Source organism: Pandoraea iniqua, from assembly GCF_902459685.1.
Lineage (GTDB): Bacteria > Pseudomonadota > Gammaproteobacteria > Burkholderiales > Burkholderiaceae > Pandoraea > Pandoraea iniqua.
On the sequence record NZ_CABPSF010000006.1, the window covers coordinates 1 to 12,296 of the forward strand.

Genomic DNA, 12,296 nt, shown 5'->3' on the forward strand with positions numbered 1-12,296 from the left:
TGCGGGAGTAGCTCAGTTGGTAGAGCGCAACCTTGCCAAGGTTGAGGTCGCGAGTTCGAGACTCGTCTCCCGCTCCAGTTTTCACACTGGACATTGAGTGAATGAATCCTTGATGTCGGGTGTCATGCGGGAGTAGCTCAGTTGGTAGAGCGCAACCTTGCCAAGGTTGAGGTCGCGAGTTCGAGACTCGTCTCCCGCTCCAAATCCAGAGGGAAGCCTGGCTTCCCTTTTTATTTGCCGAAAAGCCCACGGCGATCGATCCGAAGGGCGCCCTCGATGGCGACAGCGAGTGGTTACAATGCGGCATACCCGATGGCGGGATGGCAGAGTGGTCATGCAGCGGCCTGCAAAGCCGTGTACGCCGGTTCGATTCCGACTCCCGCCTCCAAAATTCAAAAGCCCTGACTTGTCAGGGCTTTTTCTTTTGCTGCGCCCGATTTCATACCCACGTAATGCCGCTGAAAGTGGCATAAGTCGGTCTCTGCCAACCGGGAATTGGTGTTTCGCCACCCGGAATACATGAATATTTGCCGTGTACGTGAGTTGAGGAATGGCAATTAAAAGGCTTCGGGGTAGTGCGTGAGAGTACGTCGTCAAGCGCAGCGGCCTGTTGCCCAAACCAATCTATCTGCGATTTGAGAGCGAGGTCGGGGGTGGCGATTATTTGCACCGTCTCGAAGCGCTGCTAGATGCGGGTGTCGTGCCCGAAGAGTTTTCGTCGACTGCGGCCGGTAAGTTGACGCTCGCCGAGCTGAATCGAGAATACCAAGTTGCTTTGCACGTGCCTGACGAAGATCGAGTGCTGCTAAATGCCATTCACGCACGTCTTGGTAAAACGCTGTCGTTGACGCTCGTCGACAAGTGGGTTGAGCGTTGGGTGTCCGATATGAAGCGCGAGCAGAATCTCGCGCCGTCGACGATCTGCCATTATGTTGGAGCGCTGATCCGGTGTTTCGCTTGGGTGTGCAGATCCGGCCAACACCCCGAACTGGTGATTAACCCGCTCGAGTTGCTGCGAGCAGACGTCCTTCTACCTTGGTCCGTCTTACTGGCAGACGGAGGGGGTACGGCGTCGCGTTTCCGTTTGCCGAGTATGAGCGCATGGCGCATTTGCTGCGGACGATCAAAGGGAAGGCGATTGTTAGCCTAAATGATCATCCAGATATTCGGCGCGTATTTGTGGGATTCGAGATCGACGCGTGCGATATCAAATACACGGTCGGGGGCGCGGGTAAGGCCGCAGATCGGACGGAGGTGATTATCTACAGTTGAGGCCGGCACGCGGAGCCAACTGGGCTCTTCGGGTGGGCCGTGTGCGCCCGTCGACTACACATCGACCGCTGTGCAAGGCAGTGGTGCGGGCGCTTCCGAGCGTCAAGCCGTTGCGGCCTCCGCCGGCTCAGAATTTGCCGTCAATGTGAGGTGCAGGCCAAGGGCACTTACGACTTTCACGATGGTGGCAAATTCGGGGTTGCCTGTGTTAGACAGTGCCCGATACAGTGCTTCACGAGCGATTCCGGATTCTCGTGCAAGCGTACTCATTCCTCGCGCGCGGGCGGCCGTGCCGAGTGCCCGCTGAATCTCGCGCGGGTCTCCCCCTTCGAAGGCGAGCGACAGATAGTGTCGGATCGTCTCGTCGTCTTTGAGCGCCTCTGCGGCGTCAAATTCTTTCAATTCACTCAGTTTCATTTCTCAGTCCTCCAACTCGTCAGCCAGCCTATTAGCATGCTTGATATCTTTCGCCTGCGCCGCCGTAGAGCAACACAACCAGCACGGCACCGCGTTGCACGAAGTACACCCGATAGCCCGGGCCGACATCCACCTTCAACTCCGATACCCCTTCGCCTACGAGCTTCACGTTGCCGAGGTTACCGAGCGCAATACGGTCGAGTCGTTGCGCGATGGCGGCGAGGCCTTGCGGTCACGCAGACCGGAAAACCACTTGCTGAACTCGGGGTGTTGATGGATTTTCGTTATGAAGCATAACGTAATCCATGGGTTACAGTTTTGCGATGAAAAGTTACTTTGCAAAGATTTACTCGTGGTTGGCCTAAGGAAATTGTTTGCGAAGCCATGCGACCACCCGGGCATGCTGTGCTTCGGCATCGGCGTACGTGAATGCGTACCCTTTCCGACTGTGGTTGCGCCCGCTGGTGATGCTCGTCCAGAAGTATGCGTCTTGTTCGTTCGGCATGCCCGCGAAGAACGTGAAAACGCGGACGTTGGTCGGAGGAACTTCCGTCGCCCTGCGGGGGGGGGGGGGGGGCACAGCAGACCGGCCATCTACCTGCACCACTCTGACCAGTCAGACGCGAGCACGATGTTTCGCGCTTTATCGAGCATGTATCTATCGTCCCGCGAGTCAGCGGTATCGGATAGAACAATGGGCATTGTTGGAATATTGCTGTGTTTATCCGCAGTGGTTAATGTGGCCTAAAGTGTTGATAATTTGAGGCGGGTAAACGTTGGCCCCGCGCTAACACGCTGGAAACGAAAGCTCGCCAAAAAAAATATCGTCGCTACCTCAACATAGGTTTGAATCATGAGTGGAACTGAGAACTGGGAATGCCCGCACTGCAATCGCCACGTGACGCTCCGAGATGGCGATCGGTCGAGCAAGTGGCACACGCTGGAGATCGAGAATATAGACGGCCGCATGTCGCTTATATCCAAGTTCGTGGTGTGCCCGAACGACAAGTGTCGAAAGGTCACACTGACCGCGTTTCTCCGCCCATCTGAGGAAAAGTTTATTCAGGGTCGGGGACACGTAGAGAGCGTGCTGACGGGGCAACCGAAAGGTGACTGGAGGCTGCTTCCGGCCAGCTTCGCAAAGGTCATCCCGGATTACATTCCGCAAGTGCTCCGGGACGATTACAGAGAAGCGTGTGCAATTTCTGACCTAAGCCCAAAAGCGGCAGCAACGCTGTGCCGACGCTGTCTCCAGGGGATGATTCGCGACTATTGGGGCGTAAATACTAAGAGCAATCGGCTTTGGGATGAAATGAAGGAAATCAAAAACCTCATTGACCCCGGAACGTGGGCGGCAATCGTTGCGCTAAAGGATCTCGGCAACATCGGTGCACACATGGAGCAAGACGTAAATGTGATTGTTGACGTGGAGCCGGAAGAAGCGAAGCTGCTCATCAATCTGATTGAGTCGCTGTTCGAAGATTGGTATGTCACGCGTCATCAGAAGGAAATGCGGAACGCTAGCCTGAAGGCCGCCGTTGAGAGAAAGAAGCCGCGTCCAGATGCGACATCCGCTGGTGCGTAAAGGTGGTTGATTCGGTGGTTTGGTTTATAAGTAATTGATATTTATGGATGATTGCCGGCCTGAAAAACCGATTTGCTGAATGACGGATCATGGCCTCGGTCCTAGGAGGGAGATATGTGTTTCAGCCGCCGGAGATAGTTTTTCCGAACCGCGTCGAACAACATTTGCCGAAAACATGCGAGGAAATTAGGGTATGAAAACCTGTGCGTATTGCAATGTTGCGAATGTCAAGTTCACAAGAGAGCATGTTTGGCCTGACAATATAATTGAGAAGTGTGAGTCTCTTCTGACTTACAATCCAAAGCATGAAAATTTTTACAAAGGCGATCCGATTGTTAAAGACGTTTGTGGGTCGTGTAACAATAATCATCTGAGCAAGATTGACGATTATCTAGCAAGCCTATTTGACAAATACTTTGCAAGCTATATCGAGAGTGGGCAGTCAGCTAAATTCTCGTATGACTATAATTTTCTGCTTCGCGGCTTGTTAAAAATTTCCTATAACTCAGCACGAACAACAGATAATGAAAAGCAAAGAAAATTATTGGCGAAGTTTGCTAGGCAAGTATTGCATGGTGGAGCATTCACCTCTGTTATGGTGCGATTGCAGATCGTAACGAAATCGAAGGCCGTTACCCTGATGGGGAATGAACTTGGAGTTTTGAGGCCGGACGTATTGCGGTGCGGCGTCGTTGCCTATGATGGACGATTAGGAAATCGGTTCTGTATTAGACTGGTTGGGTTTCGGAGTTATTGGTTTTACGTGATCATTCCTTATAAAATTGAACCAAAACATATTTGGATGGAGTTGGTTTCAAATCTTGAGAGGTGGGTAACGCCAATGGGGGTGCTGGTGAATCCGATCGAGAATAATCTGACTATTCCAGTCGATAAAACAACGTGGTTTACGCCCACCCTACTCGGTAATCTCGCTCGTGATTTTAAGAGTTAGAGATATAACGACTTCCCGCGAAAGCGAGTTTCGCCGAATCAGACGCCGCATCAATCCGAAAGAATAAGAACCATCGACAGAACTCCGTACCAACGACCGTTCACCGAAGATCGCGTTCCTGCATGGGCGTGTCCGGAATGCCGAAAGGGACATTTGCGTCTCGATAAGGGATCGCTAAGTAATCGGGAGACTGCGGCAAGCCTTAAAAAGCACGCTCACGAAGCGTGAAAGCCCGACTGGATTCGGAGTGTGTTCGTTTGCGTATTCCGCAGCGACAACGCTGACTGCAACGAACCTGTTGCATGTAGTGGTGTAGGTCGAGTTGATCGGTTCGATTCCGACTCCCGCCTCCAAAATTCAAAAGCCCTGACTTGTCAGGGCTTTTTCTTTTGCTGCGCCCGTTTCTGTCCCGGTTGGCGCAACGTTTTCCTGCCGCGCCCGGCAATCGCTCCCCAATCGAATTTCGGCTAGTATGCGACCAAGTCTTGGGTCGCAGCAGGCATCCTGACCCTTGTCGCCGTTCGAGGGAATACCGCTTCTGGTGGTGTGTGAATCTCGGGGGAGGCTTGCAAAATGTTCAGACGACTGTCGCTCATTTCGGCGTCTATCGCGCTCGGTTGTGTCGGCACGGTCCTGCCTGTGCTGACCAGCATCTACATTGCGCGTGAAGACGCGCAAAAGCGCGAGCAGGAAGACCTCCAGCAGTTTGCCGCGAAGGCGGTCATGCGCGCCGAGCAAGTCACCTATCAGGCGTTCGCCGCCATCGCCGATCTGTCTGCGGGTATCGAACCCCGCTGTTCACCCGCCTACATTGCACGAGCGTCCCGCGTCATCTTCAACTACGGCTACGTTCAGGACGCGGGCGCCTACGGCGACTCGCAATACCTTTGTTCCCCGTTGCTCGGCGACGTGCGCGACAAACACTACGTGCTGCCGGCACCGAGTTGGCGCAGTAACGACGGGTATCTCATCTGGCTCCGGCAGCGCAACCCCATCAGCGACGTTCGCGACGACATTCAGTTCGGGCGCGACGGCAATTACGTGTCGATCAATCCGCAATCGTATGTGGACATCATCGACCCGGCGCGGCGTCCCATCGCTGCCGTCAACATCGACACCAACAGCATCATCGCCATGTCGTACGGCGCCGACGGCGACGACATGCTCAACGCATGGCGGCGTGGCGGCAAGATTAAGAGTGATGCATGGCATTACGCGGTTGCCCGCTCGTCGTCTCGCCCCATTGGCGTCGTCGTCAAAGCGCCTCGCAGTGGGCTGATCGCCAACTGGACGGGCCTGCTAGCAGTCTGGCTCGCCATTGGGGTGGGCGTCGGCGCATTGATCGGGTGGCTGTCGTATAAGCGCATTTCCCGGCAAGTCTCATTCCCCGCCACGCTCGAATGGGCCATCGCACGCCGGTACATCGAGGTGCACTACCAACCGATCGTGCGCCTTGAAGACGGCGTTTGCGTCGGTTCTGAAGCGCTCGTTCGCTGGAATTTGAACGGCCAGAATATCCCGCCGGATATTTTTGTTGCCGTCGCGGAGGAGAACGACCTTATCCAGCCGCTAACGGATCTCGTGCTCGAAAAGACGGTCCGCGAGCTTCAGGAATTGCTGCGAGCGCAGCCATCGTTCTATGTGTCGATTAACGTGGCTGGCGAAGATCTGCAAACCGACCGGTTTATTAAAAAACTAAATGCGAGCTTGTCGGGCACAGGCATCCATCCTTCTCAAATCAGAATCGAGGCGACCGAACGCGGTCTGCTCAAAGCCGAGTCAGCACGAAAGATCATCGCCGCGCTAAGGCAGGCCGGTCACCCTGTGTATATCGATGACTTCGGCACCGGTTATTCCAGCCTGTCTTACTTGCAGTCTTTCACGGTCGACGTGTTAAAGATCGACAAATCGTTTGTCGACACTATCGGGCAAGGCGCTGCTTCGAGTGTCGTTGCGCCGCACATCATTGAAATGGCACACGAACTAGGCCTTGGCATCGTGGCGGAGGGTGTCGAAACCGAAGCTCAGGTTGAGTACCTGAAGAGCAAGGGCGTCGAATACGGCCAAGGCTGGCTTTTCTCGAAAGCGATGCCGGCGGCGAAGTTGGTTGCGTGGTTAAAGGCGCGTAGTCAGAACTCACGCAATCAAAATGGGCCGGAAAACACTTCGGCCCATTGAGATAAACACGCAACGAAGCGTCGATCGATGTCGACGCGCTTCGTTACGTCACGGCAAGTTGCGACTGCCCGGCTCCTTGTGCCGAACTTCCGCTGAGTAGGGCAGTTGTGTCACGCCGCGCTCATCGATCGAGAAGCTCATCAAATCTTCACCGATAACAAAATTCCCACGATAGGCCGCCTGAACGCGCTCGCGCAACTCATCCACGGTTGCTCGCGCTATGCCCGGCTGACTATAAAGCGAGATGTGGGCAAAGACCGCGAGTTTCGGCTGCGTTTCCGCGAGAATACGACCAGCATTTTCCGGACTGGCGAGATAGCCATAGAAGTGATTGACGTAATCCGGCGCGGCGCGCTCCAAAGCGCGACTGCCGATGGCGACACTCTGCACCATAAGGTCCGCCTGCTTCGAATGCGCGACGAGGTTTTCGGAATACGTCGTGTCATCGGTAATCACAACCGCATGCCCGTCGTACTCGATGCGATAGCCGAAGTCCGGCTTGACGTGACCGTGCTCGATCAGAAATGCCGTGACTTTCACGCCGTCCTTTTCATAAACGGTCCCGGGCTCGACCCGCTTCGTCGTGATGTGCGTGGCAGGTTCGACCACTTCACCTTCCAGCATGCGCATCCGGTTCTGATCTTTGAACATGAGTTCGATGCCTTGCGCTACGTTCTCTATCCCGTCAGGACCATAGAGGCGCATGGGCGTTTTTAAACGTCCATCGTCGGTTGGCAACGGCGCTGTCGCATACAAATCCGGCAGCCCGGTGATATGGTCCGAATTCAGTAAGCTGATGAAGACGGCGGAGATGTCGCGAAGCGGCACCTGCTGCTGATGCAAGCGCATTGCAACGCCACGTCCTGCATCGAACAACAACTTCTGCGAGCCCGCTTCGACCAACACGCTGATACCGAACCGGTCAATGTTCAAAATCGGCGTACCCGTACCGAGAAGCGTCACCTTCATCGCTGCCGTACTCAATGGCGCATAGCCAACGGCGCATAGCAACGTTACGATCGCTCCACACTTTCGAAGCATGTTCTTCATACGGGTCTCCGGTCGTTTTGATGTGTCGATAAATCTCGCGTAGGTAGAATTACACGGCGCTTCTGTACGTCGGTAATGCTTTCTTTTCAGGTGCTGATAACTTCCCGGTATCGGGGTATTCCATGCCATCAGTCGTAGAAGGACATCTTCTCGCCCGCTTGCGGGCGCGGCATCTGGCGTTGCTCGTCACGCTTGCGGACACGCTCAGCATTCACCGCGCGGCGGCACGTCTTCACATGACGCAGCCCGCCGCGAGCAAATCGCTTCGAGAACTGGAGACGCTGTTCGGCACCCAACTATTCGAGCGCCATCCACGTGGCTTGCGCCCGACGGCGGCGACCCAGATCGTGATTGATCGGGCACGCATCATGTTGGTAGAAATGCAGAAGCTCGGCAGCGATCTCGAACTCATTGCCAACGGTGCGCTAGGCAAAGTGCGTGTCGGCATCATGCCGGTCGCGATGCCCACGCTGTTGAGCAAGGTCTTACTGCAATTAGGAAACGATGCCCCGCGCGTGGTGGCGGAGTTTCATGAAGGGTCGCTCGACTGGATGCTGGGTGCGCTCTCGCAGGGCAAGCTCGATTGCGTTATTTGCCGGCTAGGCGACGGCACAGCGGCGACACAATTTCGCAGAGAGGCGCTGTTTGACGAGAGCGTCTGTATTGTGGCCCGAAGCGGTCATCCGATCGCTCGGCGTAAGACCATCACGGCGGCCATGCTGGCATCGGCCGACTGGATATTCCCGGGCGGCGATGCGCCGTTGCGAACGTCAATCCGGCAATTCTTCACCGATGCAGCGATGCCGGTGCCGGTTCCTAAGGTCGAATGCGTCTCGGTGCTTGCAAACCTACAGATGCTGCAAGACACCGATTGGCTCGCCTTCCTCCCTCGGCCAATTGCGCTTCAATATGCAAAGCTCGGTGTCATCGCGATTCTGAACGCGTCGCACGAGTGGCCGATGCCGGCCGTTGGATTAGTCACGCGCGCGGAGACACAACAGACGCCGGCGCTGGATGCCTTTTTGAGAGCGGTTCGAAGTGCCGGAAGTGAGAAATCCGATGGGTGAGATGGAGTCGGCGCTACAGCTTCCGTTTCCTGAATTGAGAAATAATTGCGGTGTTCCGAATACCGACGAGCGGATAACGATGGCGATGTGTGCGTATGCTCGCGACGCAAAGATTTTTCCTGTTTGACACCGCGAGCCTCGAAACTTGGAAATGAACTGATTCAGAATTCTTTTGCGGGCGGCGTAGAGCCGGTCGCGTATATTCACAACCTGCAATTTTCGTGTACTGGAGTATCCGATGAGCTATGACTTGATGGTGTTTGAACCAACCGCTGCTCCGAAAGACCGACAGCAGTTCATGACATGGTTTCAAGGGCAAACAGCATGGAGCGAAGCGCACAGCTACGATGACCCGGTGGTTTCATCACCGGCGCTTCAGGCGTGGTTTCTTGAAATGGTTCAACACTTTCCGGCCATGAATGGTCCGTATGCGTCAGACGATGTAGACGACCCGAAAGTGACAGATTATTGCGTTGGACAGGTGGTGATCTATTCGGCCTTCGCTTGGTCGTGCGCTGAGGAGGCGTACGGAGCAATGAAGCGGTTGGCCGACAAACATAGCGTTGGTTTTTTTGACGTCAGCGCAGATCAAGGTGAAATCATCTTTCCTGACAATTGACCCGCCGAAGTGTTCGCCTCCAATCCATGGTGAGCCCTCGGTAACATGTATCAGCCAACATGAGACCCAAGCTGCAAGATCCTGTAGATCAATTTCTGTTCCGGCAACTTCTGCCTCTGACCGAGGCAGTGTTCCGTCTGCACGAGGCGGGCCAGCGGTACGCTGAGGAGCTCAAAGCAATCTCTCAGTTGGTCGGGCGCACTGTCGGTGAGCCTGATGTTATGGCAGCGTTTGGTTCGACTGGTGCTGAGGGCTTTGCGCGAGAACTGGCGATTGACTGGAACACCGTCCCAGTGGACCTTTCCGAGCGAGAACTCCTCGAGTTGCTGGACGCCGTTTCCGAGGGAAGTGGTAATCAAGAGCAGACGAACTATTGGCTGCGGTGCCTTGTGGTCAACACAGGCGATACCCGCATCTCGGACCTCATCTTTTGGCCCGATAAATACGTCGGTAGTTCGTACGATGGTCGTGAATACACGTCAAATGAAATACTCGAAATCGTGCTCAAGAATGGACGAACGAAGTGATGGTCTTGATGGGTTTTTTCGAGAGGCACTGGTAGGCGATGAGGACCTAAATCCTGTCCCCATGCGTCCGCATTACTTCGTCAAATCACAATGAATTTGCAGACTCTCCGTCTCATTGTGATGAATCGAAAACCCTTGGCTGACGAGTGCCGACTTCACCAACACCAGCGCCGAAGCACAACGTGCCATACGACGCCGCTGCCACGAAGGCGGTGTAAAAACACCTAGCGGCAGCATTCGTACACGTCGACCATGCAAGCGAAAAGACACGTCGACGTGTGTGCCGTCGACATCATGTCCGTTGCTGCCGAAGATATCGGCGAGTTCGTCGTGTCGCGAGGGATAGACCAAGCGAAACACGCCGATACCCAACGCGCGAAACTGGCGCCGCGCGAAGCCGAGATTCGACGCTTTCGGCTCGAAGCCCCGCGTGAGAATCAACGCGACCTCGGGCGGTAATCCGCGCTGTATTGCCTGAAGCTTACTCAGCGCCCGTGCGTCGACGTGCACGTGACGCGCAGGCCAGCGCGGCCGCACGATCAGGCCGTCCAATTCTCCCGGAGACAACGTCAGCAAAGTCAAAGGCACCTCTCGCGAATCGACGAAATCACATCACCTGCCGCAACACCCCAGTCACCACCACGCTGATCACCACTGTCGGCAACAACGAAAACCGTGTCGCCACCAGCAACGTCACCGCAAGCGCCAGCAAATCGGCCGGGTTACGCGACACGAAGGCCGGCGCAATTACCGAAATCAGCACGCAGCCGGGCACGCTTTCCATAATCGCGCGCATGCGCGGGCTCAGCGTGCGATCGCGCAGCGCCACAAAGCCGACAATGCGCGTCGCATAGGTCGACGCGGCCATCAGCACGATGGTCAGGACCGTCATCGCATCAAGCATCTTTCTTCTCCAGAAGGACGGCCGTAATCAACCCTGCACACGTGCCCGCGGCAACGTACCAAGCCCCCGGCACGAGCAGATAAGTGATCGCCGACACCACGAGGCTCACGAACCACGGACGGCTGGCCTTCATGCCTTTCCACATGCCCTTGAGCAGCACCACAAACACCGCCGTGAAGGCCATGTCGAAGCCGTACTTCTCGATATCGCCCAACACCGGGCCCAGCACCGCGCCGAGTGCCGTGAACGCCACCCACGTCAGCCAAAGATTAATCGCGGCCCCAACGTAATACCCGAAGCTGATGCGCTCCTTACCGCGCGCGTCGGCATCGGCGAGCGCCATCGCCCAGCTCTCGTCGCACATCAGGAAGAGGGCGGCGAGCGCGCGCCGCAACGGCACGTGACGCATACGCGGTGCAAGCGCCGCACCCATCAGAATGTGTCGCGCATTCACGAGCAGCGACATGGCGATGATCAGCGCGATATGCGGCGGCGACGTCCAGATGCGGATCGCCGTGAACTCGGAGCCGCCCGCGAAGTTGAGACCGGTCATCAGGGGCACTTCAATGGCGCTCAGGCCCTTCTGGGCGGCTTGCGCGCCGAGCACCAACGCGAATGGGATAAAACCGACCATCACCGGCAGCGCCGCGCGCATGCCTCGTGCCAATTCGGTGCGAAACGGCGACGCCTGCGCCGCGACCGATGGCGAATACAAACCACTCATTACACTTCCTTCTACAAAAACGCTGACGCCAACGGCGACGTCGCGTCGTGACATCGAACACGCAGTTTTCTCTTTGGAACCCGTCGTGTGGGAATGCGAGAGCGAAAGACTAGCGCAGCCGACAGGGGGCTGGCTTGTACGATCTTGCGATTGAGGACTTCAGGGGGGAATGACCTGCTTAGGGGCTTACCGACCTATCCACTTACACGGCATCCGACACCGGCAACCATCGCCCGGAATTCGCGCACAACACGGCGGCGGCGCCGTTCGCGAGAACCTGCGCGTCCTGCGGCATTGCCGAATTCGACGGCAACACGTCGAAGGCCATCCCGAGCGCCTGCACGACGCGGCTATCGTCCACCGGCAGTTCCCACGTGAGAAACATCTGCACGTGGTCTAGTGCATTCGCAGGGTTCGCAGGGCTCGCGGGGTTCGCGAAATCGGCGTCATCAAAGCCGTCGTGACCTCGCCGGATGACAGCATGCGGCTGACAAGTGTCGAACACGAGCATCGTGCCGCGTTTCAGGGGAATGCGATACCCGCCATCCCGACCATTCCCGGCATACGGGAAATGCACGTCCAGCCCGCAGTCGTCGCTCAGGAACAGGTTGCAGAACACAAAGCCACCGTATTGCTCGCCATCGTGGTGATAGCGCGCACCGCGACACGCCATCAACGCGATATCGCTCGCCGGCAGCAAACCCGGCAGACCTTGCGACGCCGTCCAGTCATACGCCACCTGCACGCATTGCGAATAGTCCGGCCAACGCATGCGTGCCCGCGCGAGCGGCATCGGTTCGACATCGCCGGCGGCCAATGCCATGTGCGACGCAATGTCACGCGTCCAATCCGCGACCAGCCGCTCGGGCGGCGCCGGCACATCCACGATGCCCGACAGCACAATGCCGCTCACGCTGCGACTGCGCAGTGTGTCGTCATGCCAATAGAGGGAAGTGAGGGTGGTCGACGCGTCGTGCACTTGATAGTTTTGAGAGGGGTGA

General features: G+C 56.4%; 12 protein-coding genes, 3 tRNA genes and 2 pseudogenes. 10 read left to right on the forward strand and 7 right to left on the reverse strand.

The window, feature by feature from the left end; all coding sequences use genetic code 11:
• Position 1 precedes the first annotated feature (1 nt).
• The 4 genes and pseudogenes from PIN31009_RS19345 to PIN31009_RS28205 form a co-directional block, all read left to right on the forward strand.
• A tRNA-Gly gene (locus PIN31009_RS19345) sits at positions 2-77 on the forward strand.
• 49 nt (positions 78-126) lie between these two features.
• A tRNA-Gly gene (locus tag PIN31009_RS19350) sits at positions 127-202 on the forward strand.
• A gap of 112 nt (positions 203-314) precedes the next feature.
• Positions 315-388, forward strand: a tRNA-Cys gene (locus PIN31009_RS19355).
• A gap of 634 nt (positions 389-1,022) precedes the next feature.
• Positions 1,023-1,272: pseudogene (locus PIN31009_RS28205) on the forward strand (DNA adenine methylase); the annotation flags it as partial.
• A gap of 102 nt (positions 1,273-1,374) precedes the next feature.
• Here the strand turns inward: PIN31009_RS28205 and PIN31009_RS19365 are convergent.
• Positions 1,375-1,689 carry an addiction module antidote protein gene (locus tag PIN31009_RS19365; protein WP_150791329.1) on the reverse strand — a complete coding sequence of 105 codons (315 nt, stop codon included), beginning with the start codon at positions 1,687-1,689 and terminating at the stop codon, positions 1,375-1,377.
• 3 nt (positions 1,690-1,692) lie between these two features.
• Positions 1,693-1,977: pseudogene (locus tag PIN31009_RS19370) on the reverse strand (type II toxin-antitoxin system RelE/ParE family toxin).
• Between the two features lie 679 nt (positions 1,978-2,656).
• Here PIN31009_RS19370 and PIN31009_RS19375 point away from each other — a divergent pair.
• The 3 genes from PIN31009_RS19375 (at position 2,657) to PIN31009_RS19385 (ending at position 6,404) form a co-directional block, all read left to right on the forward strand.
• Positions 2,657-3,274 (forward strand): DUF4145 domain-containing protein, encoded by a 618-nt coding sequence (locus PIN31009_RS19375; protein WP_150791461.1) that lies wholly within the window; start codon positions 2,657-2,659, stop codon positions 3,272-3,274.
• Between the two features lie 193 nt (positions 3,275-3,467).
• Positions 3,468-4,226: a hypothetical protein gene (locus tag PIN31009_RS19380; RefSeq protein ID WP_150791330.1), complete on the forward strand. Its 759-nt coding sequence runs from the start codon at positions 3,468-3,470 to the stop codon at positions 4,224-4,226.
• A gap of 639 nt (positions 4,227-4,865) precedes the next feature.
• Positions 4,866-6,404, forward strand: a complete 1,539-nt coding sequence (locus PIN31009_RS19385) for an EAL domain-containing protein (RefSeq protein WP_246185759.1) — start codon at positions 4,866-4,868, stop codon at positions 6,402-6,404.
• A 48-nt stretch (positions 6,405-6,452) separates the two neighbouring features.
• Here the strand turns inward: PIN31009_RS19385 and PIN31009_RS19390 are convergent, their stop codons facing one another.
• Positions 6,453-7,454: an MBL fold metallo-hydrolase gene (locus PIN31009_RS19390; RefSeq protein ID WP_150791332.1), complete on the reverse strand. Its 1,002-nt coding sequence runs from the start codon at positions 7,452-7,454 to the stop codon at positions 6,453-6,455.
• A gap of 122 nt (positions 7,455-7,576) precedes the next feature.
• Between PIN31009_RS19390 and PIN31009_RS19395 the strand changes: the two genes are divergently transcribed.
• The 3 genes from PIN31009_RS19395 to PIN31009_RS19405 all read left to right on the forward strand — a co-directional run bounded on the left by PIN31009_RS19395 (position 7,577) and on the right by PIN31009_RS19405 (position 9,667).
• Entirely contained in the window at positions 7,577-8,521 is a 945-nt protein-coding gene (locus PIN31009_RS19395; RefSeq protein ID WP_150685752.1) for a LysR family transcriptional regulator, read from the forward strand.
• Positions 8,522-8,759: 238 nt separating this feature from the next.
• On the forward strand, positions 8,760-9,140 hold the full coding sequence (locus PIN31009_RS19400) for a hypothetical protein (protein WP_150685753.1): 381 nt from the start codon (positions 8,760-8,762) through the stop codon (positions 9,138-9,140).
• 59 nt (positions 9,141-9,199) lie between these two features.
• Positions 9,200-9,667 carry a hypothetical protein gene (locus tag PIN31009_RS19405; RefSeq protein WP_150791333.1) on the forward strand — a complete coding sequence of 156 codons (468 nt, stop codon included), beginning with the start codon at positions 9,200-9,202 and terminating at the stop codon, positions 9,665-9,667.
• A 72-nt stretch (positions 9,668-9,739) separates the two neighbouring features.
• Here the strand turns inward: PIN31009_RS19405 and PIN31009_RS19410 are convergent, their stop codons facing one another.
• The 4 genes from PIN31009_RS19410 to PIN31009_RS19425 all read right to left on the reverse strand — a co-directional run bounded on the left by PIN31009_RS19410 (position 9,740) and on the right by PIN31009_RS19425 (position 12,208).
• Entirely contained in the window at positions 9,740-10,249 is a 510-nt protein-coding gene (locus PIN31009_RS19410; protein WP_246185760.1) for a hypothetical protein, read from the reverse strand.
• 25 nt (positions 10,250-10,274) lie between these two features.
• The gene (locus PIN31009_RS19415; protein ID WP_058375931.1) at positions 10,275-10,571 is read right to left on the reverse strand and encodes an AzlD family protein; all 297 of its coding nucleotides are present in this window, start codon (positions 10,569-10,571) and stop codon (positions 10,275-10,277) included.
• Positions 10,564-11,295, reverse strand: coding sequence for an AzlC family ABC transporter permease (locus PIN31009_RS19420; protein WP_150791334.1), 732 nt, complete (start codon positions 11,293-11,295; stop codon positions 10,564-10,566). Before PIN31009_RS19420 ends, PIN31009_RS19415 begins: the two co-directional genes overlap by 8 nt.
• Before the next feature lie 202 nt (positions 11,296-11,497).
• Entirely contained in the window at positions 11,498-12,208 is a 711-nt protein-coding gene (locus PIN31009_RS19425) for a hypothetical protein (protein ID WP_246185761.1), read from the reverse strand.
• Positions 12,209-12,296 lie beyond the last annotated feature (88 nt).